Below are 26232 nucleotides of genomic sequence, written 5' to 3' on the forward strand. Positions count from 1 at the left end.
GTCTAGGAGTTTTTTGTGCTGGCGACTCCGCTCATCGCCTTCATGTAGCCCTGCAGCGCGCCTGCCGTGAAACTCTGGTTGCGGCACACAGCGGCCAAGTTTTGGGGATTGAAAGGCAAGGGTTGCCCCTCGGCGTCAAAGATACCGCTCCAGCCCCGCACCACTTCGGCAAAGAGCTTGTCATCACCTTGAGCACTGAACGTGCGAAAATCCGGTGCATCGAGTAATTTGAAATCCAGGGATACATCGTAGGTTTCGACCTTGCCACCATCCTTTGCGACCGAGATTTGGATCGGCCAGTCACGCACAATGCGCTCACTCACTAACTGAAACATTTGCTTTCCTTCTGTTTAAACGCCGGGAATTACTGTTTAAATCCCGTTTAACGGGTAAAGAATCGGTCGCTGTCGGCGATCACCGTCAGCGGAATACTGTAGGTCTGGGTGCCTTCCTGGTCGCCATAACTCGCCCGGCCAAACTGCACCCGCGGGCTCTGCCAGCCCACCTGGTTGCCCACCGGGCCATTGCTGAACACCAGCTCATGCTCATCACCGGCCTCGGCCAGGGCAAACACATCCAACTCGGACAGCTTCGGTGCCTCAATCACCATGGTGGCCGTCGGCTGGTAATCGGTGATCATCACCTCTTCATGGCCGACATACTCCTGGTATGGCACCTGGTTGGCCTGGTCGTATTCCAGGGAGATTAGCTTGGCGGCAACGCCATCGATGGTGAAGCTGGAGTTCTGAACCCCGATTTTCAGCGGGGTGACCCAGGCGCTGAAATCCGGTGTCGGGTGGGCGACTTCAGTCACCGGCACAAACAGGCCGGTAAACGCAAACTTGATCCCGCCGAAGCCTTTGGCCTTGGCGGAAAACGACAGGCTGCCACGGGAGCCGACCATCTGGTGCAGCGCCCCGGACTGATAGAAATAGAGCGTCAGGCTGCCCGTTGCATCTTCATCAATGCTGTACCAGGTCTCCGCCGGGCTGGCGCTCTCTTCCACCTTCCGCAAGCAGGCTTTCATCAACGGCCCCCAGGCCGCTGACTTCACCGGGTCGGTCGATGCTGCCAGGTCCACGGTAAATTCCGCCGTGACATAGGTTTCAGTCATGATCTGCGGCGATTGCCCCATGGCTCCGTTGTCATACTCCAAGCTCTGGGATTCGCCGGCTAACGGCGTCAGCGAAAATTCACGCCCCAAAACAAACTGCATGGTGGCTCCGCCGGCGACGGCATCCAGACCGTAGACACTCTCCAAGGCAAAGCCGATCACCTTTTTCTTTTCTTTACGCGCCATAGTTGTTCTGGTCCTCTGTATATTCGGTCACAAAATTGTCCAGCCAGCTGGTCCGGTTGCTCTGGATTGCCAGTATCCGGCCACCACCGAGCCAGTAAGGCTCAAACTCTGCCGCGCCCGACCAGCCGAACAGGCGTTTTCGGAGCGCTTTGCGCAGGGGCTGCAAGTCCGCCACCTTACCGTTGACGGCAGAAGCCACAATCACCACGCCGACCGTTGCCGTGACACTCTGGAGATACGGCCCGGAGCTACGGACATCCTGGCCTGGTGTTTCACCGGCCAGGAACACATACAGCGCCGGGTTACGGCTGCTGCTTTTGCTGTCCAGTTGGCTCAAATCACCGATTTCCCCCACATCCCGCCAGGGCGGCTTGCCCTCGGTGGTATCTTTCAGCCGGTCGATGGTGAGTTGGATCAGATCGGCCATCAGATAAACCCTTTTGCGTTCCGGCGGCCAAACACGCTGCCCGCACTGGTAATCGTCGCGGTGTGGTTTGATTCCGGACGATGGTGGTTGCGGTCCGTGCCCAACTGGAGCACACCGCGCCCTACCTTCTCCAGGTAGCCAATCGCCTCGGCGTAGCGTTTGGCAGCCTGGTGGTCTTCACCCAGTTGGTCGTCGTACAGGTAATAGCGGGAGAGATCACAGGCCACGCGCACCAGCACCTCCGGCATCACAGCCAGCGGCAGGTCGTAGCGCCCGCCCAGGTAGCCGTCTATCGTGGCACACGCATCCTTGATGGCCTGCTCCAGCACACTATCGACAATGCCACCGGCCTCACCGTCACGGTCCGTCAGTTGGGCCAACTCTTCCTGGCCAAACCGGGCAATGATGTCTTCACGGGTACAGTACATGGGCCTGCTCCTTATTCAGCTTGCTCGGCTTTTTCCGCTTCCATACGCTGGAAATCTTCCCAGGCATCGTCACGCTCGCTGGCAGTCACAGACCGGCCAACCAGCTTTTCCAATGCATCGACCTGCGGCTTGTTCGCGGTGGTGAAATGGTCCGGGTTGTCCGGCTCCAGCTTGCCAATTGCTGCAATCAGACCGTCAGATACAGGCTCTTGAACCACAGCCCCTGACGCACCGTCTGCCGGATCTGCTTGGGTAACCGCACCGTCCGTGCCCAATACCGCCAGGCGCGGATCGGCTTGCAGCATGGCCAGCTGCGAGCAGGTGATGCTGTTTTCGGGAATGATATTTTCACCTGGTTTGAAGGCCATACCGGCTCGGCGGTAGCCGTCATGGGCCAGGCTTTGAACAACCAACTTACTTTGAATAACAGTCTCTTCAGCCATGACATTGCGCTCTCCATATCACGTTTAAGCAGGGGTTAAACGGCACCGCAACGGGTGCCTGATTCGCATCGAGTTACGGCAACCAAGGCACCACAACCAGCTCAACTGCCTTGTAGTTGGTGTTGGATTCACCCTGAGCTTTGTTTTCAGCTTCCAGCACCTTCTTCGCCGCACTGCGGTTTGACGGACCGCACACCAGCACACTCGGGCTAATCCCCAGTGGTCGCCCTTCGTCGGACTTCAGCGACATCATGGCCGCAATGGCAGCATCGAAGTTGGTATCATTCAGCGTGGCTTTCGAGGCAAAGGCTTGCTGCCAGAAAGCTACGCCCCACTCACCCCGGCCATCCACGCCATACAGATACTCATCAGCCATAAACACATGGTCCGACTGACCGGCATCGGTCTTGGCTTTGATGTTGTAGTCTTTGCGCTTCTGGTAGATAAACGGCTTGAGCGGGCGGCGCGTATCGAACAGGAACCACGCCGGGCTGCTGCCCGCCTGCATATTCGAGACAGAGCCATCATCCCCGGTCTCCGGGTCCCTGACCGGGTGGTCGGTATCGAAGAAATACTGGCCGTCATAACACTTAGTGGAGAACCCGGCGGCCATCAGGGCGAACAACATCTCATCAGGATGCGTGGCACTGGCATACCCCATCTCCTGATACAGCGGCATGTAGACGCCGTATTCATCATCTTCGATGGCTTCAGCGGGGATCCCGACCGTGCTTTCAAACTTGCGGTTTTTCAGCGTGTAGTCGTGGGTCGATAGTTTCTTGACCTGGCGATCACCAATCCACTCACGCAGCTTGGGAAATTGACCCAACCAGGTATACGAGGTTTTCGAGGTTGTCGACGGCACCAGGGTGGCGAATTTTGACCACAGCGGTGTATAGGTCCCGCGTCCGTCGTTGAACGATGTTTTTACCGCCGTATACAGCGCGCTGAGGTTTTGCTGATTAATATCCATTGGTTGTTACACTCCCAGTTTGACCCACACACCATCATCATCGACCTGGGTAATGATCCCGGCAGTTGGTCGCGTGTTGGTGGCATGGTCGATTGATGCGGTGTCGTAATCGACGAAATACGCCTGGCTGCCGACGTGGCTCTGATCAACGTCTCCGCTGTTGCGAAGCTTGAACTCGCAGACATCGACTTCGATGCGCTGCTCGCCATCAGCGAGCTGGCTGTTATCCACGCCCATTGTCGAGACCCCGGCGCAGATATCCGTGGCAGACGCGGCAGCAAACGGAACAGCCAGACCGGCGGCCAGCATCACCACCACGTTGCCTGCAATGTACTGGTTCCCTTTCACCGGATACGCCCGCTTATTTCCGGCTCGTTTAGCAACAATTCCCATCGTTAAATTTCCTTCTTCGCCGCCAGAAAGGAGGTCTTATCGAGGCCGCAGGCTTTCAGCACCGCCAGCTCCTCGGTCGTCAGCGCCTTTTCCTGGTCACTCTTGTTTGGGGTTTGGGTGGTGGTCGTTTGCTGCGCCGACAGCGCCGCAATCGCCGGACGCTTTTCGAGCATGGCCGACAGGGCGGCTACACCCTGCTGCTGGCCGAACTGGGTCAGGTACTCGACTTCGGCTTCAACCACCTGGCCTTTTTCTCTGGCTCCCTTAATCAGGCTGTCGATACTGGTGGTATCCGAACCCGCCTTCAGCACAGCCAGCTCAGTCACCAGGCCGTGATAGGTTTCCACCGGCACAAACTTGGTCAGGTCTGTACCCTGGCCCTTCTCTGCCGTCAGCGTGGCGACCTGGGTTTCCAGTTCGCCGCTTTTATCCGCCTTGGTCTGCAGGGCATCGAGGGCTGTCAGGGCTGCCTGCCCCTGGGCCTCTGTCAGCTCGGCACCGTCGGCCAGTTCAATGCCCAGCTTGCCGAGCATTTGCTTGAGTAACTCGTTCACAAAACGATCCTCCGTTTGTCCATAGAGATTGATTTCTGCGTTTGGGGTGTTCAATCGAAGCGAGAAGTCAGCCGACTTTTCTGCATACAGGGCTGCCACCGACTCCATACCGACTACGCCGGGATCGTTGGTGATGGCAGCCATGCGCAGCAGCAGCGGGCGACCTTGTTTGTCGTAGGGGAAAACAGCCGACAGGAATGCATATTCGCCGTTGTCGATATGCTCCTGGGCAACCTTGGTCCAGTCCGGCTTGATATAAAGCCCCTGGCCATCGCGCCATTCAATGTCGGTTTCACTCGTCAGCCAGCCCGCAGCCGGGGCCGGTTTGCCGTTCTCAGCGGCGTGCAGTGTCTGATGCTCGTAGTCGATCAGCACTTTCGGGGCCGCGGCCTTGGTCGCCGCAATCATCTGTGCCGCCGTTTCAGCAGTCAGGTGCCAGTAGCCATCCTTGGTATCATGAGGGCGACCGTCACGAGCTTTGAACTTACCCGCCGGTAACAGCTGGACCCAACCGTCATCCTGCGTCAGGTCAGCGGACAGGACAGCAATATTTCCGGCTAGGTTGGCAGTTAAGACCGCCTGGGCGATTTGAGTGGGTTTGAATGTTTTCATAGCGCCATGATGGCGCTATGAAGGAGTTAGGTGGGGAGGAAGGGGTTCGGGAAAACTAAACTAAGTTTCGCTGTCTTCAACTGTCGGGACCTCTGCATAAATCACTTTTGCATGCTTAATATCACCATTTAGTTCACGAGCATTGACCTGCAATCGAATAGCTTGACGCCCCCACTCTCCTTGCTGTAATGCAACAATAAACTTCCTATCCATGGTTGTATCTTGAACTTCAGCAATGAAAATGTCACCAGAATCAAGGCTACGCAACTTCACCTTAAAGGCATCAGGATTTGAAGAATCAACATTAAGGATTCGATATAAACCATCCAAGCGAATCTCTTCTGATTTACTACGAGCGTTCTTCATAAGTTCAGTTGCAACTTCACCTTCCAGCTCAACTCCTTGAATCTGAACGGTCTCAGCATCACCCGAACGTTTAAACAACTCAGTCTTCGCATTATTACTAAACTGCGCAATGGTCTGAAGCCTTGGTTGACTTGCCACAACATCAGCCATAATTTGAGCTCGTTTAGTTTCTTGCTCTTGAGCGAACTTCAGGTGCTCAATAAGAGCCTTTTGCTCTTCACTCTTAACTTCCTGCGTTCTTACCTGGGCTCTGTGATCTAGATAATTCTTGTACCCAGAGTCAGCAAAAAACAATGTCGCGAAACCAAGAGTGATTAGCAGTATCGTTTTACTGTCCATCTTACCAACCAACTCCTTTCCTAAATTTTCCAGCACAGCTTCAAAGTCAATGTTAAAAATTGAGCTCCCTGGCTCAACCTTTACTCTGATGGTCAGCATATCCCGCTCCCGCTGACTTAACTTATTCGCCTTGGGAGAATTGTAGCGAGCCATTGCATAGCTACGGTATATTGCAGTTTGTAATTCGAGAAACCCTTTCATCAAAGAAGGCGTAATTGTCGAATCGTACTCATCACCAGTTAAGCGCATCTGAAAAACTGGCCAACCGCTGAACTGCAGTGACAATTCATCTCCTGACAAAACATCCTTATTCAGCTGCTCCAGCAATTCGTAAACCTGGTCTTCTGATTGAATTACAACTTGCGTGTTTTTCGGCATCCCTTTGCTCTCAAAGACAAAATTTTGTAGATAGTATGCATATCAACAGGACCATTCAAATCTACAACTCGATTTTCTATCAGAACCTTGCTCTAAGACAAGATAATTAGTGTTTAAATCCGTTTAACGGTGTTTAACTACTTCGCAGGAGTGCCGTTGTACCCCGTAAAGCGTTATCCGCTCAAAATGGATTTGAGAGCGCCCTAGTTCCCCATCAGAAAGTCACCGAGGATGTCGTAAATCTCCTCGATGTCATCCTGGGAAACGCCCAACCAGGGACGGGCAGGAATGGCTGCGTTTTGCGGGCGCATTTCGGGGGAGCCGCCGAAGTGATGAATTGCACCGTACTCATAGTTGGTGCCGAACTCGAATGACTGCGGTGTCGCCTGGTAGTTCAGCTCGCGATTCAAGTGCTGGTTCAGCACCAGGATCAAGTCCTGGTGCTTTTTCTTGCGGACTTTGTAGTTTTCGCTCAGTGGCTGCCACGGCTCACCGTCGGGTGACACCTGACGTGACCAGCGCTCATCATGGCTAATGAGGAGCATCTCACCAATATCCTGAAAGGCGGGTTGCAAATTGGCCCCAGCCTGCAGCAGTTGATTTATCCGCTCCTGGATGAGGTCCTGCCCCTCCAGGGTGATGGTATAGCGAGAGCCAGCCACTACAGCAGCCCCTCTTCACGGGCCTGGTTCAGCAATTCATCTTCGGCATCGGCCATCACCGCCTCCCACAGCTCACCAATCCGATCCGCTTCTTCTCCCCGCGCCTGCTTCTCCAACTGGTCGAGCTGGCGCAAGACTTCAATCGTTAACGGCTGTTTAAACAGGGCTTGCGCTTCCTTCAATCGTTCCATCTTGTTATTCCTGTGCTTCGGCTTCAGGTACTCTCCAGCCAGCTTCTTGGCTATCATCGCCAGTAGTCACGCGAATAAAACCATCTTGCGTTAATAGTTGATTAGCTCCAGCCACGCTCAGCTTTATTTCCTGTGCGGATTGGACCCATTGAATAAACTCCGTGGTGGAAAAACTTGAGCGTCCATTAGCATAAATTTCAACGATATCTTTCGTATCTACCTGTTCCATCATTGCCTTCCTCATTGTGCTGCCGCCGCGTTCACGGCCTCTGAGATAAATACAAACGCATCCGGTAGCGCTTGCTCTAATGCTTGCGGGGCCAACAACCAAGCCGCGAAATGCTCTGCAAACCATTCGCTGTCATTGGTGCCACCGTAACGGGTCAGGGATGGCCGCCCTCTGACCTGGGGCGGCAACTCCGGCTTCCCCGCTTTATAGTAGACCTGGTGGCCCATTTCGTGTGCCCAGGTGGTCACAACTCTGGCCGAAGAGTTCAGCTGGGCTTCTGCTGCAGCCGAAAAGGACCACACCCTGTCAGCCTTGCCCTGCTGGATTGCGGTCCCGATGGCACTCTGCAAGAGCAGCGGGTCCACCTTCGCCAGGTTGTCACTGGCTTTAGCCTTCACCACCACATGGTTCCAGCGCCCGGCGGTGAAACCATTGGTACGGCTCACCCGGCGAGCTGTGTAGTTCCAGTGCGGACGTGACAGACCCGACTGCAGATAGGCTTCCACATCCTCAGCAATGGCCTGTCCCTTCTTATTGCCGGTCATCTCACCCGCTTTGAGGAACAAAGTTTTCAAATCGTGCGATTTCAGGACCTGCTCAAATGCGGCCACTTGCGGCGTTGCCAGCCCGGCCAGCAGCGTACTCAACCCTTCAGCGCCAACACCTTTCACCGTCGAGAACGCATGATCCACCACACGCGGGGCCAGGCGTTCTTCCAGCGGCGGCTTCTTCGCCAGCACTTGCCGGGTCTGCTCGGTCAGCTCTGCGCTACTCCTTGGGGTGTAGTCAAAACCAGGATCGATGCCCTTGGGAATATCATGCACCTCGCCGGTGACCTTATCCACCCACTCATAGGTGGTGACTTTCGGTGCGCCGGTCACCGTCAGCCCCAACCGCTTCAGGTCCCGCTCACTGGCCGTGAACTTCTTGCATTTGCAGCCATAGCCGTTAATCGGGGTGTGCGTTTTCCACCAGGGGTCATCCAACGGGATCACCAGGTTGTTCCAGGACAGATGATCATGGCGGGGATGCTCCGAACCGGAGTGCTTATAGATGCCATACGGGCGGCGACTTTTGACCTGCTCAATTTGCTGCTCACGTCCCGCCGTGTATGCCTGGCGAATATTGGTCTCATAGATCACCTGGGCCCGCCAGTTCGCCGAGCCCCTGCTCTTCGAGGCGTAGGGTTCCCAACCATGGCGGGCCACGATGTCGTTAAATTGGCCTTTAAACCAGCCCAACGACTTCCCTTCGGCAATGGCTTTATCGACCGCCTGGCGAAAATCAGCCAGTAAATCAGTCTTCATCGCCCCGGCAACCATGAAGCCCCGGTCGTGCGCGTTCTGCCAGACATCGGTCCAGCGCTCCGACGGCACATTGGCTTTATGCCGGAAATAGGCGATCTGCTCCTGAAACGGCAGGCTGCCGTATTGCACCGGCATTACTTGCCGTCCTGAACATCAGTGATGCCAGCCAGCTCCGCAGCGGCCATAGCCTGGGCCATCACTTCACCCAGCTGCTCGGTACTGATCACCCCTTGCAGATTTAAGATGTCATCCCGAAGCTGCGTCAGTGACGTTGCCTGCGTGACGAGTTCCCGCACCGGCTCCAGGATGTTTTCCATCAAGCCACCCGCTTCAAGCTGCAATCGCTCTAACTGCTGGTCCGGGATATCTTTCTGCTCTGTTAGCGCTTTCAGGGCTGCCTGGCCTTGCGGCTTTGCTTCGCCGGGTGGTTCAGGTTGCTTCACCTGGCCCAAAACCGCTTCCCCATCTTTTGCCATCGGGATCTGCGTTTTTTCATGAACCCATTCCAGCGGGATCTGCATGCCCATCTGCACCAGACCAGGTAATGCGGATGACAGCACTTTGATGTCTTCCGCTTCCGTCAGCTCAAACTCAAAACGGGGGATTCGGTGCCGGGTGCGATAGCTCTTGCCGTTCAGCGCATAAAGCGGGAACACCAGATCACGGGTCAGCGTGGCGGCAATCCGTTTCAAGTCGAAGTCCCGGATTTCTTCCCGCACTTCGTTATGCACGTTCCCCAAGGCGTTGGTGCTGGTCTTGCCATCGGCCTGGCTTGTCAGCGTACCGCCCAGAATGGCTTTCGACTGGGATTTCTCACACCAGCCAACCATGGCCATGAACGGATCGCTCGCGCCGTCAGCCGCAGACTGAAAATCAATGTCCATCCCTTTCGGGATGATGCCCCCGGCATTATGACCAATCGACATCACTGCGCGCAGCAACGTTGCCTTTTCCCGCTCGGTTGCCCCTTCCGGGTATTTACCCAAGCGGATCGGCAAGCCATAGATTTCCAGGAACTCAGCCAGATCCCGGACGCTATAGTTCTTGAACAGGAACGGCCACGCCAACACCCGCACCAGTCCGCGGCGCGACAGATAGCCTGTTTTCGCTTGGGCTGTATGGGATATCCAGCCGAACGGTGTCAACTCTGCGCCTTCATAGCTGCCGTCTCGCAGACGAAGCAGGTTGCGATCATCCGGGTGCGTCTGGAACCAGGACGGGTCCCGATGGTCATAACCGGACACTAGCTGCATGCCTTCCACCACATCCCAGCGCAGCTCCAGGTTAGAGAACGTCTTCAGTGTTGCATCGGCCATATCAAAAAACGCATCTTCGAGCCAGGTAGCATCCTCCAGCACTTCCTGGAGCATATCGGCATCATACTTCTCGGCCTTGCTGGCATTGCGCGGCGGTTTGATGTTCCAGTCCACCCCCAGCATCGCCATCTTGCGCTTGCTCAGCTCACTCTGGATATGGGCGTCCTTCTCTTCCATATCCTCAGCCAGCTCGCACTGGGCAATCAGGTCGCCCTCCTCGGCCCGCTTCATGATCCCCGCCAGCTTTTGCGGTGTCAGGCCCGAAGATGGATGCTCGGCAAAATGCCGCTTCAATTGATGCAGCTTGGCATCCGTTTCTGTCTGCTGCTCGTTCAGCTCTCCCCGCTCAATCGGGCGGCCCCATAAATCTACAATTGCTGATGTCGCCACGTGCCCTACTCCCTAATAACAGCCCTGGTCAAATGCGTGGTAGGCTGCATATAAATCATCATCTTCATCCAGCTCTTGCTTCGACGGCAGCGGCGTGAACTCAATCGCTGCCCCATCCATCCAGCTGGCGCGAATCGCCATCGCCAGGCCGATGGCAAAGTCGCCGTGACGTTGCTTCCCGTCCTGGCCCTTATTCTTCCCCTTGTCGATTTTCGGGACGCCATTGATCACCTGAATTTGGCTCAGGTCATCCTTGATGTCTTCATGACGGGGGATATCGAGGTTCTGATCTTCAAATTCGGCCTTGAGCTTCGGCATCCATTCGCGATACCAGGGGTCATTGAGTGCAACCTGGTCCACCATCTCGGTGCCGTACTTCAGCGCTGCCGACTCAGCCAGGTAGCCGCCGTTCCCGGTGGCGTCAAACGCCATCCCACGCTTGCGGTGCAAAGCTTCAAGCAGGTAATGCAGGATCTGACGCTGGGCGTCATAGGTCATGTTGCGCAGTTCAACCACAAACGGTACGTACTTGCTCAGGTCCTTACGGATCCCCAAAGGGACGAAGATCGACAAATCCCCCTTACGGGCAAAGTCTTCGCCGAACGAGTGGGAGTGGCCGGGGTTGAGCTTATCCAGCTCCGGCTTTAAGACACGTTTACACCAATCATCCACATGGGCCTTGCGCTGGCCATCAGTCCATTCCATAAAGCCCTTCGGCGCTTCAATGGTCAGAATGGGAATACCGGGCTTCATCGCCGCATCAATCAGTACCGAAGGTACATACTGGCCGCTCGATGCCTTGGGAACGCAGTAATACTCTTCCAGAGCATCATCTTCGGTGGCGGTATCCTTGAGCAGGTTTGCTTTCCACTCGTCCTCTTTCTCCTGGGACCAGGCGACCTTCTGGACCTGGCAAATCCGCTGATACAGACCTTCCGCACAGGCATCATCCAGAGTGATGGTGTGAACGCTGTAGCGTTTCTTCCCGGCCCGGCTGTCCTGGATCAACTGGTTAAACAGGTTGTTGACACCGTTGTGGGTGCTGATTAAACGCACCTTCGCGCCCCACATGGTCAGCGCCAGGGCGGCTTTCAATACCTCGGCCAGGCGATCATGGAACGCGGCCTCATCGATGATCACGGTGCCCTGCATCCCCCGGAGGTTGGACGGGTTGGAGCTGAGTGCCTGGACCTTAAAGCCGGAATCGAAGTACACCACAAAGGTCAGGATGTCCTTGTCCTCATCGGTCAGCACTTCTTCCTGAACTTCGCTGGCGACTTTATCAAACGCCTTGGCCCACATGGCCACGGCGTCAATGAATTCCCGCGCCATCTCTTTGTTCGAGCCGACATAGAAGACATTGCTACCGCCTTCCCCTTTAGCGGTGCCAGCGGTCAGCGCTGAATCCGCCGCCTCGGCGAAGGTCAGGCCGGTCCGGCGGGATTTCTCGGCAATCTTGAGCACCGAATCATCTTCAATCCAGCGCTTCTGGTAACCCAGCAGCAACTCATCGGGATCAAACGCCTGAATGGCTGAGGCTGTGATTTGGTTGAGTTCAGGGCGGACGGCTTCAGACATCAGGCAATCCCCAGAATTTCTTTCTTGATGCTGGACACCGTCTCTGCAGTCATCCCGGCTTTCTTGGCCACAGCTTCGGCAGCTGCTGCCGCTTCATCCGCAAACGCTTTGCGGATCTCCTTCTCCCGCTTATGGCTTTGCATTGCGGCACTCTCCAGGCGCTGCGCTGCCAGCATGGCGTCTTTGATCATACCGATATCGACATCGCCCTCTTTTTCATTGGCATTCATCATCGCCTTGAACAGCTGGGTTCTTCCGATTTCCAAAATCAAGCGGGACACTTCGCCGGTCGGCTTATCGCCGAGCTGGCCAACCAACGCCTGGGAGACCTCCCGCACATCTCGCAAATCCTTGCCGATGGCTTCCATCCGGGAGGCGTAGCGGTTGAGGCCACTGCGGGAAGGCTTGATATCTTCGGGCAGGCCGAGCTGGTCAATATGATCATGCACCGCATCCAACACCTCTTGCTGGGAGTAACGGGCATCTCGCAGCAGCTCATCAAGCAGCCGCTTCACCTCATCCGGCAACAGGTCGATTTTGCTGCGGCGGCCACGGGTCGGCCTATCGGTTTTATCAGTCATCGTCCCCCCTGGTACTCAAACAGAGCAACAACCACAGCACGGCCAGCGAACTGGTAACATCAATGCCAAACCACACTGCAAGGAATAGGTATTCAATCGTCATGTCAGCCTCCCGGACGCGGCACTTTAATACCTGGTACACGAGCAACACCGCTGACAACATCGGCCCCACGCCCCGTTAGCTCGGCGACATAGAACGAAGCCATCTGAGTAATTTTCACAAGCCCCATTTCACGCAGCCATTCCAGCTGCATCTTTACCGCATCACGACTGGTCGGGACTCCGGCACGGTTCAGGCTATCGTGCAAAATGGATTCGTTTAACTGGAATCCGGGAACCTCTGCCAAGCACCGCAAGATCACCAAGCGCTGATGCTCAGACTGAATTTCTGATAACGCCATTACTTTTGCTCCTGTCTCAATTCGTTTTCGTACAGCATGGCCAGGCGGTTCTCGATACCTTTAAGCGAGACCATGATCGATTCATTCTGCGTGGCCACCTGTACCAGGCGCTTGTCCATTTCATGCCAGTCATCTGAAGACGGCACAGAAGCAATCGCCTTTTCCGCAGCCGCCATACGTTCTTCCAGTTTCCGGTGCTCTGCCTTGGTGACAAAGCGGTTCGACAGCCAGGCAAACGTGCCGATGCCAGCCAATGAGCCTACTCCGGCGACCAATGGCCAATAATTTCTAATTAACTCACCCACGTCGCCCATGGTTTTTCTCTTCTCTTATGGATTCACACGACACGCAACGCACCGCTTCAGGGGCTTTCTCCACCCGGCGCGGGTCAATGGTGATCCCGCAGCTCAGGCAATAGCGCCCGCCTTCATCTTCATCCGGTATCTCTACCGGCTTCCGCTGCCGGTAAATACATTCGGCAAGCCAGGCTTCCGTTTCGATGGCCGCCCTGTCTACAGCATCTGACATAGTGCTCCTTACGTAGCCGTTCCCTGGCCTTTCTCACGATGGCGCAGCCCCATGTAGGCGCCCGCTGGTGAGATCAAAAAACCGGCGACGGCAAAGTCAGGTCCGGGGCCATGGCCAAAGGCTCCGGCCAGGGACATCCCGATCACATAGACTGCACTGGCAACCGCACTGATGTAGGCGATGTTCGGGCGGCATTCGGCCACTTTGGGATTTGCAGAAGCATCCCCTTGCCGGATCGTCTGCTGGCCGGTATCAAAGATTTTTTCAACGTGTTCAAGCTGCCGGGCCTCTCGCTCGGCATCAATTTGTGCCAGCTCGACCTGAATTTTCTCCAGTCGGGTCAGTTCTTCCGGCGGCAAGGCTGAAAGCAGCTGCTCGACTTTGGCCTGGCGCGATTCCGATGACTGAAACGCCCCGGTGACTTGCTCGACCGTATCGGCAACCTTAATGGCTGTCTGGCTGCTTTCCTCCCCAAACAGCCCGCCAACCGTTTTAATCAGGGTTGGCCCAGCTTTGAGTAGGGTCGATGCCAAGCCGACGATGGTAAGTGGGTCCATTAATGCGGTACTCCTAAAATTAAGTGAATCCGAGTGCAGACATGACTACGCGTTGACAATTTCCAGCAGCCATTTCTTACCTCCCAGAAACGTCATCAGTCCATTGAACGCACTTTCCGAATTCATCACGGCCCATTCGCCTTTCCAGATCCCGAAGTGTGTTCCCGGTGCCATGCAGCCTTTCAGCTCACTGGCCCGGTTGGCGATATGCATCAGGCAATGGGTGCGGGTGCTCGGCCCGAAGCGGGTAACGCCCAGGGTTTGCGCTTCCAGGGCATAGCAAGTGCCCTTGCTCGGACTTTGGTGCGGGATGAACTGATAAGTGCCAGGCGGCACACAGGAGATATTCGGCTGGTTGTTCTGCCAGGGACATTCAACCATGCAGCACAACTGCTGGCCGTCCTGGGTATGTAAGGTAGAAAACGTGCCGTGCTCGAAAAGGCGACGTTTGAGTATGAGCTTGTCCATGTGCATCCCCGTAATCTGGTTGGATTACGATGATGTTATGGCGGTGCTGGTCGGGGGTGGATCGGAGAGATTTCCGGAAAAACTTCCTGTTGACGAAGACATTTCCGCAAGGGAATTATGGCAACTCTGAGGCAAAAATAAAGCCCGACAAGCGGGCTGTATGCTAACCAAGAGCTCTTGGTAACAAATTAGTTGTAATATGCAGATGTTGCTATCAGGACCACGCTAAACCAATAATCTCTCATTTGATGGACCTCAATGTGAAGTTTCTAACCAGACGAACACATGCGGTAGATTTCAAGGTAGTTGACCAGATTCTCTAATTAAGCGGCTCTTTTTTGACCGCCTTGTTGGTTGTTATCTGCCCTTTCAGGGTTTAGTGTTACCGCGCCGATCGGTGACCAGTCTCGAGTATCCTTAGCCCAACGCTCAGGGTGTTTGGCTTTTGCCAACTGATAAACAGTATGTCGCTTCGCCAACACCTTGGCATCCAGGTTGCGGTGCCTCTCCGCGGGCGTCACGAACTTAATCGCACTGTGGCGGTGCTCGTTGTTGTACCAGTTTACAAAGTTCAGCATCCATTCACGTGTTGCTGCCAGATCCTTGAAACCATGCGCTGGATAATCCGGGCGGTACTTAGTGGTACGGAACAATGACTCTGAGTAAGCGTTGTCATTGCTGACGCCGGGACGGTTAAACGATGTACTGATGCCCATTTCGTCTAACTTTGCGCGCAAGGTCAGTGACTTCATTGGCGCTCCGTTGTCTGAGTGCAGATAACGCGGTTTTACAAAGCAGCGTTCACTGAATGTCGCGCGCTCAATCAACTGAGAAGCTAGCGCACCACATTCACGGTCATGGACTTCCCAGCCAACGATCTTGCGACTGTAAATGTCAATGACCATATAGAGATACCAGTACAGGCCGCGGACATTCGATGGCAGGTAACTAATATCCCAAGTCCAGATCTCATTGGGCTTCGTCGCTACATGAGAGACTGGCTCCGTGGCGGGCTTGTGTGGTTTTGCCCGTCCTCGGTGGTGTAATTGATCATTGGCTTTCAGTACACGATATATGGTTGATTCACTAGCAATATAGTCTCCCTTATCAGCCAGTCGCGGCACGATTTGGCTGGGTGGTAAACTGGCATATTCAGCGTCATTGCAGACGTCCAGAATGTGCTGGCGCTCTTGCTTTGACAATTTATTCTTCGGCTCCGGTCGGATAGCCAGAGGGCGAAGATCAGCCAATACATGACCGTTTGACGTACGCCAGCGACGCAAGGTTCGTTCAGGCACTTGTATAAGTTCAGCTGTCTTGTACTGAGGCGCGCCATTAGCGACAGCTTCATCGAATAGCTGCAGTAACGTCTGGCGCTCATCGAGAGGGGTTAGTCGTCCTCGCCCTCGACTCCGTACAAGACGTTGAGCTTTTTTGACAGCACCAGCAGCGCAGCCGTTTCAGCAAGTGCTTTGTCTTTGCGGCGCAGTTCTGTTTCCAGTTTGCGGATGCGCTTTTTATCCGCTTTACGTTCAGTCTGCTCAGTTTTCTTGGACTGTTCAGCTTGAGCTGCGCCACTGATACAAGCGAGTTTCCATGCTTTAACTTGCTCGGGATACAGGCCTTTTTCACGGCAATATTGACTAAGTTCTGTTTCTGACAGACTGGCGGTTTCGATGACGGTGGCGAACTTGGCTTCTGCCGACCATTGTTCAGAGTTTTTTTCACTACCTGGCACAGGTTTACCTTCGGAACGGAGTTTACTGCGCCAATTGTACAACGTTGCTTCGCTGATGTGTTCTTCCGCGGCGACTTCCGGAATGGTCTTGTTATGCGGTGGCAGTAGCTTCTTTAAAATGGCGGCTTTTCTCTCTTCGGAATATCTTGGCATAGTATCCTTCGTTAGCCCTCCATTGCTGGATTTTTGGGCGATTTAAGATCTGGACATCTATCCTGACACCGGGGGCATGAGGCATAACACACAATACTATGAGGCAGATCCCTGTTTTTATGCATAACAGTGAGTAATGTTGTATTTTGAACGTGCACTTGAGTGTATTTGGTTGGCAGCTCATTATTATCTAATCGCCATACTCAGCACATAGCTGTCAAATTCGAGCTTAAAGTCTTTCATAAACGAATAAATTTAAGGAGATAAAGTTGAAAATAACTCTGTGGGAAGAAGTAAGAATTGATTCGGAAATCACACCGGAAATGCTTGAGGAGTTAAGCGTTTCAAGCATCCAAAATCGATTGGATAAGCTATCAGAAAAACTGCCAAAGTTTGCCAAGTTAGAGCCAAACGCAACAGACGTAATCAACAAAATCAAAGAAGTTGATTTACAACAGGCATTTGATACTCAAATACAAAATTTATATCGAATCCACAGTATACTTATTAACTTTGATGTATACCTTGACTTAATCTTACATAAATCACTAACAGATGGCTGGCAGAAAAATTACGAAAATGACGTAGAAAAGCTAAAGGCATTGCTCGCTCGTATTATGTGAAGTCTTACGCCCAGCTTTGCGTTAGCCGAACGGTCTTTAGATACCCATTTCCCATAGCACACATAAAGCGATCCAAGCCCATCCCTGTATGGGCTTTTCTTTGGATGAAAAAACTTTCATGGAAAGTTCTTCACCACATTTTAAAACAGCTCCCGCTGTCTGCGCTTCACTTCCGCCTGGCGCTGCTCTCTGAGGATTTCGGTGATCTGCCGTTCGGTCAGCTTATAGTGGCTGGCGAGCTGCTCAATGTTGCGGCCATTGTACTCACGCCAGATTGCGATGTTTCGCAATGCCGATTTCAGCTTTGTGCCGGTGGGAATGTAGATGTCACGGCCACCGAAGTAGTGGCCCAGGGCGATGGTTAGCTTATCGGCCAGTTCCGGGTCTTTCACATTGGCGCGGTTGAGTTCATTGTTCAGAACTTCACTGAGTGATTGCAACGTCGATGGCCAGCGTTGGCGGACGTTTTCATCTGCCAATTCAGAAACATTATTAATCAATGCCTCAAACTCTGAAGCCTCGGTTTGGAAAATCTCCTGTTGCTGTGACATACCCTACCCCCATTGATTGCCGATCACACTATTGAACAAGGGGAAGATCACCAGGGCAATACAAAACTTCCGCTAGCGCATAAAAAAACCGCCCGAAGGCGGCTATTCATTTACCTCACACGTACCACTGAAGCACCATTAAAAGGGCCAGAAGGGCTAATATCACCGCTACTAAAGCTAAATTTTCCGTTCTCGCTTCAATCAGTAATTTCAATAGCTCAATCAACTTCCACTCCTATCATCATAAGTCGAAAGTCAATCTTAGAGGTGGTAACAGCTCGTGCGAAACAACAAAAAAATGTTATAAAATCAATCCTTGGACTCAGCAAGAAACACCTGTTCAACGATGGCCCGCCCCGTATCAACACCATCTACCCGGCCATCACCATAATGAAATTCTGGTGTCCCTTCTTTTGACCGTGAACGTTCCCCCTTTTCGACTTGAATTTGCTCATCAAAAGCTTTGAGCACTGCGTCTAACAATTGGTCTTTATCCATCTCGAAATTTCCTTCTAACTGCTTGTCGGAACATCTTGTTTCTTCAACATCAACTCATATTCACCTATCACAGCGTCATACCCAGCAGGATGCGTACCAGCCTTGTTCATTGGCACGGGCCAGCCCTTCTCACGCATTTCTTCCACCACTTCGCGCCGGTGCCAGTTCTTCAAGGCTTCCAGCACTGTGTACGCCTGGTTTGCATCCAGCCAGCCAACATGATCCACGGCCTTCTGGTTCCCTCGACCTGTCATACGCCGAACATAGGCATCCAGGGCAGCCTCCGAGCGATCGCGCACGATGCCGTGCTGATGCATTGTGATCCAAACCGCCCGGATTTTGTCGATTTCGGCATGCTTGGCCTTGCCGGACTTCGGACTTAAACGGCGTTTAAACGTTGATTGAGCGTCGTTTCCCTTGCGTTTAAACCCCTGCATTTCCATCACGGCTAGCACGTTTTCCAGCTGTTTGATGTTCATTTTGCTGCAACTGGAGTGCTCCCCATTGGCAAACAACAAAGCGCGATAGGTATCATCATCCAGGGCCAGCTCACGCTTACCGACATGGATTAACTGGATGAGTCGATTTCGATTATTCATCACCAGCCCCCTCTGACAGACAGCGCACTGGCTCATTTCTCGGTTCAGTTCGCCAGCCTTCGCAGTGGTCATCCGCCCAGGCTTCAGCCGCTCCCCGGTCCATTTTAACCACGGACATCAGGTGCTCTATCAGATCGTTATCCATGGTTTGCCTCCATACAGCGGGCTTTGACCAGAACGAGTCCTTCGATGGTTTTAAACTGGCGACAAAGCACTGATGCTTTGGGAAAGTACGGCTCCAGCCAGTGAAGCCTTTCATGCGCATCTGGATAAATCTCTTTCACCCTTCTCTTTCCAAACTTCCTTTCTAATTTCTTGAGTTTTGCGGGTGAATAAAGGGACTTACTACGCGATTTCCATACCTTGCTCAGGATGCTCGGTTTATCCTGGCAATCGTCAAGTAGCCATTCGCCTTTGATCAGGTCGTCAATATAAACGGCTAAGACCACTCGACCTTCTGCCTTACGGGCGCGAGTCACTGTAACCTCATAGCCATCAAGGGAGAAAGCGACATTGCAGAAGAACCCTTCGATTTCCTTCTCGATCTCTTTCCATTGTTCTTTCGTAATTGTTGATCCCATATAAACCCCAAATTCAGGTTGCACGAATCCCCACGCTGGCGCGTGCATCAACGTTTAAATGCTATTTAAATTAGGTTTGGCTGCTCATCAGTACCCAGCCGCCACACTGGATAGATACCGCCCCCGAGGGGACGGCATTTCGCACTTACTCGCTCGGGGCCGGAATCTTACCCATCACCCACAGCAGGGCATCGCTGACGCCCTCGGCGTAGGATTTACCCACAACCTCAGCGTTAATCTCTTCCAGCTGCTGCGCCTTCTCCAGCTCGGTGAGCACCGCCAGGCGTGTATGAGGCGCGACGAACGGCATATTCAAGTGATTCATATTTCCCATCACGCCCCCTTACAGCTTGCTGATATCAAGCGGGATCTGTTTGTACGAGCCATTCTCCGTGCGCTCGTACAGACGCAAGTATGAGCTGGTGCCAATCACCTGGATTGAGTCAGCCATTGCATCAATAGCAGCCGTCCATTCCGGATCATCTTCATTAATATTGCGAAGGCCGAGCACCTGGTTCACATCAATATGGCCTTGTTTGTTCACCCGGAACGCCCGCTCAACCAGGGCCTTAATCAAATCATCAGCGCCTTCAGAGCGACGGTTAATGATTTCATCCAGCTTGGCCTTGCCAGCCTGCATCCGCTCATCAAAAACGCGTTGCTCACCTTTGGCCCGAACAAGGCGATATTTGCCGTCGAAGCTGGTCAAGGTGACATTCCCCTTCGCTCCGCCATATTTAACGTCGTACTCTTCCGCTGACAGGTCGATAAAATCGGCAACCTCTGCCATCGATTCAGACTTAAAATTAGCGAGTCGGGTTTGCTCAATCCGGGCCTTGGCCACAACCTTTTTCACCAATTCGTCGCGAATCAGATCAATCGGCTTAATACGACTTTCCGGCACCAAATCGCCCAGGGCGTTTTGTCGATATCCTTCAGGTACAGCAGGTGCTTTTGTTTCTTGGGTATTCATTTCCATTCCTTCACTACGAATTTGTTATTCCAATTTTTTGACCGCGTAATAAACGTTGATAGGCAATTGAACAGGCATCTTCTTTGGCTAACGGTGAAGTCCTTTTCTTATTTGCCTCTCCAGTGCCTTGTACATTCGAGCAGTACCGGCAAAGTCCGTTATCGACCACCCAACTGGGCCGTTCCTGCTGGCAACACTGGCACCGAATAAGCAGGCCATCCTTCTTGACCAGGTGATATCGATAATGTCGCTGATTACCAACTTTTCGCTTTTCAACAAAACCATGCTTTTCCAAATGATTGAGGTGATAAAGCAAGGTCCGGGGCGTCACATCGACAATATGTTTTGACAGCTCCGGCCGTGTCAGAGGCTTTTCCCGAAGTGCCGAAACGATTCTTTCAACAGTGCTCATCGCTACGCCCTCCAGGTAATCAAACACCCATCCATTGCAGCCACATTTAACTGACTTCGGCCCTGGCAGCCACTGGTCGTGATCGTGAATCCCGGACACAGGCTCTGCGGACGCTCGATTTCAATTACGGGTCGCATGTTCCCAACCCGAGTGGATAAAACTTGATAGCCATTTTTTGTTAAACGGCGAACAACATTTTCAATCAGAGCGTTTCGGGAAGTAACATTTCCTTTTATCATTGTTCACTCCTTGAATATTTCTTGCTCCAGAGCAGCTGGTTATACCTTGTTGCTAATTTGGAAAGTTCGGCTTCCAGCAGTTCATTTAGCCTTAATGAATCCCCTTTAGCAGTTCTACGTAAATAGGCCAGTTGATCATCTAACCGGTACACTTCATCTGTCGTTGTTCTTACTTCAATTGGTTTACCTTTAGCTGTCGCATCAAGGGATGAGTAAGGACATCCTGAGCGGCATGCCTTATAAAGACGAACTCTTTCTCTATTTGCAGACGAAAATGGCCGTTGCTGATTCTCAGAACATTCATCAATTGGAATTTCACCTTTCACAGGACAAGCCACCGTTCGTGACATATATTTACCTTCGACTTTCAACCGAATATCTTCGGTCGATCCTGGGTAAACACCACGCAATGTTTGACTTAACTTGGATGGGCTAATTCCAAGCTCCTTCGCGACTTTGTTCTGTGACTTCCCTGGCTTATCAACTTCCTCCTGTAGAACCGTCAACCAATCATCATTTCTCATGATTCCTCCTTAAAGGGGAAGAACTGCTCCCGATTTGGACAATGCACGCCATCTTCCAAAACCTCGGGGCACTTTGGCCCCAAGTCGATGTTCAATCGATAGGTATCTACATCAGGATTATTCAGCTTCCTAACAATTCGAGCTCGAACCAGATAACGAAGAAAATGCTCTGCTGTAGTGCGTCCTGCGGATGCTGTGGACTGCAAATCAAATAGGTTAAATACCTTCATGATTCTGCACGTATTCCATAAGCGTTGGTGAACACCTGGCCTTTCAAATTTCTTGGTCTTCATGACCTTCTTTCGCTGAGGTAATGGCGAATCGTCAGCTAAAATGAACACATGAGAAACAATGTCATCACTTTCCATGACCTTTTTTATCCGGTTATGCTTGATGAGAAACCTCATAAACTCACGAGCTGAAGTGCTATTCATCTCAGTAGCTGCCATCAACTGGTTTCCGGTGAATCCTTCTCTACCAAACTGACATATAAATAACCATCCCAGTTCACGCTTAGTCATTCAGCTAACCCCGTAAACCATGGAAAGGCTGGTCACCCCAGTCATCAAGCGTGACAATTTCCAAGTCGTTAGCTAAAGCGAGTGATTCAATCTTGCTTAAGCCAATTGTAATTCGGCGTAATTCACCTGAAGAGCTCATACGCAAATTATCTAATAGCTCCTCATCAACCTTAATACCGTCATCTAGCAGGTAATCAGCCATAGTAACGACATCTTCGAGGTCTGCTGGCCTAAACTCAACCCACTCCGAGATACGGTTATAAAACTGCTTTCTGGTGCTAATCCGTCGAGCAATTTGGTCCATCCCAATCAAGATAATGGGGATCTCAGTACCATCATAAATGTCCCGTACTGTTTCCAACATACGAGTGTCATTCATCAGATAGTCCGCCTCATCAATGAATAAGGGACGCTCAAACATGCTCATCTGCTCGATAATGTAATCGACACATTTGCTAATCCGGTACATTGGTGGAGCTCCAAGCTCCTCCACAATCCGGCTTGTTAAACTGATTGTCGTGTCATGAGCCCTGGCACTGACATAAACGCCGTTTACTTGGTTATATAAATACGTCGTCGCTGTTGTTTTTCCCGTACCTGTTGGGCCATGAATTAGACCAATGCCCGGAACCCCCATGGAACGTTGTAACAGGGTTTCAAATGCGATTTGCGTTGCAGCTACATTTTTAACTGGTGCAACTACTGATTTCATTGCTAGACTCCTTACGGCGCTGTTTCATTAAGATTTAGTGCTATGGCGCGTTATGCTTGCCGGCGGCGCGCCATTATTTCTTCAACGGTCTTTCGACCAAATGGATTATTACGCTTATAGTCTTCCAGGAATGACACCTCCTTTTCGGTTAATTCTCTACTCAATGTTTGCTCAGCAAGATATCTCGCTTTGTCATGTATATTCCTGATAACAAGACCCTTTTGCTGATTGATACTTTCTTCACGCCTCAGCAATGCTTCCTTTGCTTTCTCCAACCGCTCAAGCTCCTCATCCGATCTTTCAACGGATTTTGGCTTGTGTTGTGCGGCTTTGGTTAGAGCCTCAATAGCAGCGTTATCACTTAACTCACCTTGGTGACTAAATGCCTTGAGGTTATTTCTGGCTTTATCAGCAGCCAATGCCTCGGCATACTGCGTATCAATACCGAACTCTTGCTGAAGCTTTTTCGAACTTCTGCGGAAATCACTCAGCGCCTTAGTCTGCTGTTTCCTTTGCTCCCGGAATGCAGCGGGATCAATCGAGCGCCCAACCAAGTCCACATTGACGGCTTCAATGAAGCTATCCCAATTATCAAGCGGATAGAGCATGGCCCGGCCAACATCGTTCGGGTCCAGAAAGACACGGACTCGCTTCCGATCCCACTCTGAGTTCATCAACTCCGGCGCGGTATATTTCACATTCCCTGCTGATATCCGGCCGCGAATCACCGTCGCTTCTCCCACGTAGTTCAGGAGATAATCGAGACTATGTTCATCAGCGAGAAGACGCGGACGGTAGCCAGATTCGCTATACATTTGAAATGGTGTTTTACCATCCAAGCCCTCATGTGATGTGTGGTTGTACCGGTGCTCCAGCCAGTCATTCATCACTTCTTCCAACTCATCCGGTGTTAATGCCAACTCAAGTGCTTCCTGCTGGGCCTTTTTCTTCCCTTCACCAATACGCTGCGCAAAGGCTTTGGCAGCTTCAATCTGCTGACGGTCCGATACAGAGTGCCCTATGTATCCAGGCAATAGCTCCAGTAACCCCTGGCTGAGAGTGCCGAAAAAGCGCTCTATGTATGGCTTTTCCCACCCCGAAAATGCATTCGCTTTGGACTGATCAAACGCAAGCATTTCGAATACAGCACTAACGCGCTTCGACACATAGTCAGAGCCGTTATCGGTTCTTGCGATACCACCATCATTCAACATCCCCCAATCCATCAGGCACTTTCTCAGCAGTAAACAAATCCCTTCAGAGTTCGATGACGGCGATAGCAACAGCTTTGCCCGGCGGGTATACACATCAATGGCAGCAATGATGCTGTATCGCACCAACTTGCCTTTCACACGAAGCTGAACATCCGTTGGCGTACTGTCGAACTCCCAGCAATCATTCGGTGCCTGTAGCCAGGGATACATCTTGGCGAACAACGGCCGGTGCTTGCTGTTGTATGCATCCGGGTTTGTTAAGTAGGCAAACTTCGCAATATTGTCGGCCTTCCATTTACTCAGCCAGCGCCCGATTGATGAGGCACTCGGAACCACCCAATGCGGGTATTGCTCATGTTTCTCATTGACCATACGGAGCAACACATTTGGACGGTTGGCCAAGTGAGGTTTACCGGTGATCACCGCTATCAAGTAGTTTTGAAGCTCTTGTTGCTGCTCAACTATTCCTGGTCTTTTATTGGCAGAGTAATCACCCGCCAGCCTAGCTAAGCCCTGCTCATCAAGCTGTTTTTGCCACCGACGGCACGACGCACAGCTAATTTTGCTGACTGTTTCGTAAACCCATGGCTCAAGCGCTAACTCGCGATCGTTGTACTCAGTAACAAACAACTTTTCACCGACAGTGATCTTGCTTATTTCCGCGTAAGGCACGAGATACGTTTCTCTAGCTTTCACGATAAATAAACGAGCGTTCGCCTTGGTTTGCTTGTCCTCCGGCAGGCTGTTAAAAGCCATCAAGGACTTCGCTTTAACCGCTTGTTTACCTTTTTTCTTCGCTTTCTCTTCTGCCTCCATTTGAGCGACCAATTCTCTACCAGCGATAGCAGCAGGATCTGTCTTGCAAAGCTGTTCTACTTCCAGCTTGGCAAGGTATCCCCTAGTTTCTTCTGGGAAATTACTGATATGGAACTCAAACCCTTTACCTTTAGCTTTTTTACGGCACTCCCACCCTTCACTTTTTGAGCGCTTTCTCACACCAAAACTTGAACTTGGCATTCCTGGTAGACCCACGATTTCAGCAACTGAGAACCATTGTTTACTCATTTGCGCCTCCAACTAGATCTACCTCAAGAGTTTCAGACAACTTACTCATGATTTCCTTTGCCAGCTCTCGCTGAGGTTTTTGCCCTTTAGATGGCGCAAACCTATGTATGCAGTGCAAGACCGTGCGCGGGTTAAAATCATGAGCAATAGCCCAACTTCTAACTGTCCAACCCTTGGCACGTAACGCTCCATGTATTTGATTAACATTCTCTATTTTCATCGCGTTACTCCGTGCTATCCTGTTGTCGCGTTAAGCATGTTTCCAACTGCGACACATAAGACTCTATATGCCTTATGAGACACAATCAAGTCTTTTTGGGCGGATTCTTTTCTAATTAGTCGCACCCACACGCGCGAAAATGAAAAAGTTAAGAATATTCAGAGACTTAAGAAGAAAGACAACTTATGAATGAGAAAAGCAATACAGTTGCTTTTGATGAAGATGGAATCGCAACCTTTCCTGAGCGTCTAAAAGAACTGATCGGCAATGAGTCATTGCGAAAATTTGGACAGGCCGTCGGTATTTCAGAAGGTGGATTAAGAAAGTATTTACCTCCAGGCTCATCAAAACCAACATTTGACAAGTTAGTTGCGATAGCAAGGTACAAGGGGGTAAACCTCGAATGGCTAGCCACTGGTAACGGAGCCAAAGATGCTGAAATTAAGCAAGCAGGCCCCCATCTAGAGGGTTCGCGACACCAGGAAAGTGGCTATTTGAGCGTAGATGAGTTCAATGAAGAGTTTGTGCTTGTCCCTGGCTATCACATTCAAGTGTCTGCAGGGAATGGCAGCTGCGCTATTGATGCACCAGTTAAACGCTATTTGGCATTTAGAAGAAAATATATAAAATACAAGGGATTAGACCCAAAGCAACTTGCAATTGTCTTTGCTAAAGGCGATTCCATGGAGCCAACGATCAAGGACAATGACTCCCTACTAGTAGACCTAAGCAGTAGAACTCCAATCGATGGCAATATATTTGTCGTGAGGTTAGGTGATGAGCTTTACGCTAAACGCGTACAAAAGAGCTATGATGGTTCAATTAGACTGATCAGTGATAATAAAGAATACCAAACGATTGAAGTACCCAAAGAGGAATTAGGGCAGATTTGTATCATCGGTCGTGTTGTACAGCGCGCTACAGACCTTTAAATAGGTTCTCTGTTGCTTTTATCATTTCGGGCGATTTCTCAATTTGCCCGGAGTGAACGACAAAAGAGCCACTATTTTTTCATTTCTTGCGAATCGGCCAATCGCTTTGTTTTACCCTTGCTCCGCGGCCCTTGCTCCCCTGGCAGTGCTCTGAAATGCCACCAGCTGCGCCTCAATAACGATGCTATAATCCCTTGTCGTTACTGGCTTTCGCGGCCACCAGCTCAATCTGAGCCCTTCAGTCGTTCTTCTATCG

38 protein-coding genes and 1 other RNA gene are annotated in these 26232 nt (G+C 51.8%); 2 read left to right on the forward strand and 37 right to left on the reverse strand.

Annotation, left to right across the window (positions count from 1 at the left end; translation table 11 throughout):
- Positions 1-2 precede the first annotated feature (2 nt).
- From NNL38_RS16405 to NNL38_RS16510, 22 genes are all read right to left on the reverse strand, one after another.
- Positions 3-335: a hypothetical protein gene (locus tag NNL38_RS16405; RefSeq protein ID WP_255391505.1), complete on the reverse strand. Its 333-nt coding sequence runs from the start codon at positions 333-335 to the stop codon at positions 3-5.
- Between the two features lie 47 nt (positions 336-382).
- Entirely contained in the window at positions 383-1300 is a 918-nt protein-coding gene (locus tag NNL38_RS16410; protein ID WP_255391506.1) for a hypothetical protein, read from the reverse strand.
- Positions 1290-1727, reverse strand: a complete 438-nt coding sequence (locus NNL38_RS16415) for a phage tail terminator protein (protein ID WP_255391507.1) — start codon at positions 1725-1727, stop codon at positions 1290-1292. Before NNL38_RS16415 ends, NNL38_RS16410 begins: the two co-directional genes overlap by 11 nt.
- Positions 1727-2155 (reverse strand): gp436 family protein, encoded by a 429-nt coding sequence (locus tag NNL38_RS16420; protein WP_255391508.1) that lies wholly within the window; start codon positions 2153-2155, stop codon positions 1727-1729. Before NNL38_RS16420 ends, NNL38_RS16415 begins: the two co-directional genes overlap by 1 nt.
- 11 nt (positions 2156-2166) lie before the next feature.
- Complete coding sequence (locus NNL38_RS16425) at positions 2167-2598, reverse strand: HI1506-related protein (protein WP_255391509.1); 432 nt, start codon at positions 2596-2598, stop codon at positions 2167-2169.
- A 73-nt stretch (positions 2599-2671) separates the two neighbouring features.
- The gene (locus NNL38_RS16430; protein WP_255391510.1) at positions 2672-3571 is read right to left on the reverse strand and encodes a Mu-like prophage major head subunit gpT family protein; all 900 of its coding nucleotides are present in this window, start codon (positions 3569-3571) and stop codon (positions 2672-2674) included.
- A gap of 6 nt (positions 3572-3577) precedes the next feature.
- Positions 3578-3964, reverse strand: coding sequence for a hypothetical protein (locus NNL38_RS16435; protein ID WP_255391511.1), 387 nt, complete (start codon positions 3962-3964; stop codon positions 3578-3580).
- A gap of 2 nt (positions 3965-3966) precedes the next feature.
- Positions 3967-5130: a phage protease gene (locus NNL38_RS16440; protein WP_255391512.1), complete on the reverse strand. Its 1164-nt coding sequence runs from the start codon at positions 5128-5130 to the stop codon at positions 3967-3969.
- 60 nt (positions 5131-5190) lie between these two features.
- On the reverse strand, positions 5191-6213 hold the full coding sequence (locus NNL38_RS16445) for a hypothetical protein (protein WP_255391513.1): 1023 nt from the start codon (positions 6211-6213) through the stop codon (positions 5191-5193).
- A 203-nt stretch (positions 6214-6416) separates the two neighbouring features.
- Positions 6417-6875, reverse strand: a complete 459-nt coding sequence (locus NNL38_RS16450) for a phage virion morphogenesis protein (protein ID WP_255391514.1) — start codon at positions 6873-6875, stop codon at positions 6417-6419.
- Complete coding sequence (locus NNL38_RS16455) at positions 6875-7066, reverse strand: hypothetical protein (protein ID WP_255391516.1); 192 nt, start codon at positions 7064-7066, stop codon at positions 6875-6877. The genes NNL38_RS16450 and NNL38_RS16455 overlap by 1 nt, the downstream gene beginning before the upstream one ends.
- A 4-nt stretch (positions 7067-7070) precedes the next feature.
- A complete protein-coding gene (locus NNL38_RS16460) occupies positions 7071-7298 on the reverse strand; it encodes a hypothetical protein (protein WP_255391517.1) in 228 nt (75 codons plus the stop codon).
- A gap of 8 nt (positions 7299-7306) precedes the next feature.
- Positions 7307-8737: a phage minor head protein gene (locus tag NNL38_RS16465; protein ID WP_255391518.1), complete on the reverse strand. Its 1431-nt coding sequence runs from the start codon at positions 8735-8737 to the stop codon at positions 7307-7309.
- Positions 8737-10308 (reverse strand): DUF935 domain-containing protein, encoded by a 1572-nt coding sequence (locus tag NNL38_RS16470; protein WP_255391519.1) that lies wholly within the window; start codon positions 10306-10308, stop codon positions 8737-8739. Before NNL38_RS16470 ends, NNL38_RS16465 begins: the two co-directional genes overlap by 1 nt.
- 12 nt (positions 10309-10320) lie before the next feature.
- Positions 10321-11886, reverse strand: coding sequence for a terminase large subunit domain-containing protein (locus NNL38_RS16475; protein ID WP_255391520.1), 1566 nt, complete (start codon positions 11884-11886; stop codon positions 10321-10323).
- The gene (locus NNL38_RS16480; RefSeq protein WP_255391521.1) at positions 11886-12467 is read right to left on the reverse strand and encodes a DUF3486 family protein; all 582 of its coding nucleotides are present in this window, start codon (positions 12465-12467) and stop codon (positions 11886-11888) included. Before NNL38_RS16480 ends, NNL38_RS16475 begins: the two co-directional genes overlap by 1 nt.
- A 104-nt stretch (positions 12468-12571) precedes the next feature.
- On the reverse strand, positions 12572-12868 hold the full coding sequence (locus NNL38_RS16485) for a VpaChn25_0724 family phage protein (protein ID WP_255391522.1): 297 nt from the start codon (positions 12866-12868) through the stop codon (positions 12572-12574).
- Entirely contained in the window at positions 12868-13182 is a 315-nt protein-coding gene (locus NNL38_RS16490) for a DUF2730 family protein (protein WP_255391523.1), read from the reverse strand. The genes NNL38_RS16485 and NNL38_RS16490 overlap by 1 nt, the downstream gene beginning before the upstream one ends.
- A complete protein-coding gene (locus tag NNL38_RS16495; RefSeq protein WP_255391524.1) occupies positions 13166-13396 on the reverse strand; it encodes a TraR/DksA C4-type zinc finger protein in 231 nt (76 codons plus the stop codon). The genes NNL38_RS16490 and NNL38_RS16495 overlap by 17 nt, the downstream gene beginning before the upstream one ends.
- An 8-nt stretch (positions 13397-13404) precedes the next feature.
- A complete protein-coding gene (locus NNL38_RS16500) occupies positions 13405-13953 on the reverse strand; it encodes a hypothetical protein (protein WP_255391525.1) in 549 nt (182 codons plus the stop codon).
- Between the two features lie 45 nt (positions 13954-13998).
- Positions 13999-14421 (reverse strand): DUF5675 family protein, encoded by a 423-nt coding sequence (locus NNL38_RS16505; RefSeq protein ID WP_255391526.1) that lies wholly within the window; start codon positions 14419-14421, stop codon positions 13999-14001.
- A 323-nt stretch (positions 14422-14744) separates the two neighbouring features.
- Positions 14745-16312, reverse strand: a protein-coding gene (locus NNL38_RS16510) for an IS3 family transposase (RefSeq protein WP_255387610.1) whose coding sequence is annotated in 2 segments (ribosomal slippage) — positions 14745-15859 and positions 15859-16312 — 1569 coding nt in all. Because the reading frame shifts where the segments join, the coding sequence is not laid out codon by codon here.
- Between the two features lie 269 nt (positions 16313-16581).
- Between NNL38_RS16510 and NNL38_RS16515 the strand changes: the two genes are divergently transcribed.
- Positions 16582-16935 carry a hypothetical protein gene (locus NNL38_RS16515; protein WP_255391527.1) on the forward strand — a complete coding sequence of 118 codons (354 nt, stop codon included), beginning with the start codon at positions 16582-16584 and terminating at the stop codon, positions 16933-16935.
- 140 nt (positions 16936-17075) lie between these two features.
- Here the strand turns inward: NNL38_RS16515 and NNL38_RS16520 are convergent, their stop codons facing one another.
- The 15 genes from NNL38_RS16520 to NNL38_RS16585 all read right to left on the reverse strand — a co-directional run bounded on the left by NNL38_RS16520 (position 17076) and on the right by NNL38_RS16585 (position 25044).
- Complete coding sequence (locus NNL38_RS16520; protein WP_255391528.1) at positions 17076-17486, reverse strand: Mor transcription activator family protein; 411 nt, start codon at positions 17484-17486, stop codon at positions 17076-17078.
- Between the two features lie 309 nt (positions 17487-17795).
- The gene (locus NNL38_RS16525) at positions 17796-17984 is read right to left on the reverse strand and encodes a hypothetical protein (protein ID WP_255391529.1); all 189 of its coding nucleotides are present in this window, start codon (positions 17982-17984) and stop codon (positions 17796-17798) included.
- A 14-nt stretch (positions 17985-17998) separates the two neighbouring features.
- Positions 17999-18583 carry a gp16 family protein gene (locus NNL38_RS16530; protein WP_255391530.1) on the reverse strand — a complete coding sequence of 195 codons (585 nt, stop codon included), beginning with the start codon at positions 18581-18583 and terminating at the stop codon, positions 17999-18001.
- A complete protein-coding gene (locus NNL38_RS16535; RefSeq protein ID WP_255391531.1) occupies positions 18576-18728 on the reverse strand; it encodes a hypothetical protein in 153 nt (50 codons plus the stop codon). Before NNL38_RS16535 ends, NNL38_RS16530 begins: the two co-directional genes overlap by 8 nt.
- Positions 18721-19188, reverse strand: coding sequence for a hypothetical protein (locus NNL38_RS16540; RefSeq protein ID WP_255391532.1), 468 nt, complete (start codon positions 19186-19188; stop codon positions 18721-18723). Before NNL38_RS16540 ends, NNL38_RS16535 begins: the two co-directional genes overlap by 8 nt.
- Before the next feature lie 50 nt (positions 19189-19238).
- Positions 19239-19309, reverse strand: an RNA gene (locus NNL38_RS16545) — hammerhead ribozyme type II.
- Positions 19310-19498 carry a hypothetical protein gene (locus NNL38_RS16550; RefSeq protein ID WP_255391533.1) on the reverse strand — a complete coding sequence of 63 codons (189 nt, stop codon included), beginning with the start codon at positions 19496-19498 and terminating at the stop codon, positions 19310-19312. It lies immediately after the preceding RNA gene.
- A gap of 9 nt (positions 19499-19507) precedes the next feature.
- Positions 19508-20137, reverse strand: a complete 630-nt coding sequence (locus NNL38_RS16555) for a DUF3164 family protein (protein WP_255391534.1) — start codon at positions 20135-20137, stop codon at positions 19508-19510.
- Between the two features lie 13 nt (positions 20138-20150).
- Positions 20151-20549: an ArsR/SmtB family transcription factor gene (locus NNL38_RS16560; RefSeq protein WP_255391535.1), complete on the reverse strand. Its 399-nt coding sequence runs from the start codon at positions 20547-20549 to the stop codon at positions 20151-20153.
- A gap of 2 nt (positions 20550-20551) precedes the next feature.
- Entirely contained in the window at positions 20552-20788 is a 237-nt protein-coding gene (locus NNL38_RS24870) for a Kil protein family (protein WP_500797083.1), read from the reverse strand.
- A complete protein-coding gene (locus NNL38_RS16565; protein ID WP_255391536.1) occupies positions 20785-21312 on the reverse strand; it encodes a hypothetical protein in 528 nt (175 codons plus the stop codon). The genes NNL38_RS24870 and NNL38_RS16565 overlap by 4 nt, the downstream gene beginning before the upstream one ends.
- Entirely contained in the window at positions 21309-21833 is a 525-nt protein-coding gene (locus NNL38_RS16570) for a hypothetical protein (protein WP_255391537.1), read from the reverse strand. The genes NNL38_RS16565 and NNL38_RS16570 overlap by 4 nt, the downstream gene beginning before the upstream one ends.
- 4 nt (positions 21834-21837) lie before the next feature.
- Positions 21838-22545: an AAA family ATPase gene (locus tag NNL38_RS16575; protein WP_255391538.1), complete on the reverse strand. Its 708-nt coding sequence runs from the start codon at positions 22543-22545 to the stop codon at positions 21838-21840.
- A gap of 50 nt (positions 22546-22595) precedes the next feature.
- Positions 22596-24824, reverse strand: a complete 2229-nt coding sequence (locus NNL38_RS16580; protein WP_255391539.1) for a DNA-binding protein — start codon at positions 24822-24824, stop codon at positions 22596-22598.
- Positions 24817-25044 carry a helix-turn-helix domain-containing protein gene (locus tag NNL38_RS16585; RefSeq protein WP_255391540.1) on the reverse strand — a complete coding sequence of 76 codons (228 nt, stop codon included), beginning with the start codon at positions 25042-25044 and terminating at the stop codon, positions 24817-24819. Before NNL38_RS16585 ends, NNL38_RS16580 begins: the two co-directional genes overlap by 8 nt.
- A 185-nt stretch (positions 25045-25229) precedes the next feature.
- Between NNL38_RS16585 and NNL38_RS16590 the strand changes: the two genes are divergently transcribed.
- Positions 25230-25976, forward strand: coding sequence for a S24 family peptidase (locus NNL38_RS16590; RefSeq protein WP_255391541.1), 747 nt, complete (start codon positions 25230-25232; stop codon positions 25974-25976).
- Positions 25977-26232 lie beyond the last annotated feature (256 nt).

Source organism: Photobacterium atrarenae (assembly GCF_024380015.1).
GTDB classification, from domain to species: Bacteria; Pseudomonadota; Gammaproteobacteria; order Enterobacterales; family Vibrionaceae; genus Photobacterium; species Photobacterium atrarenae.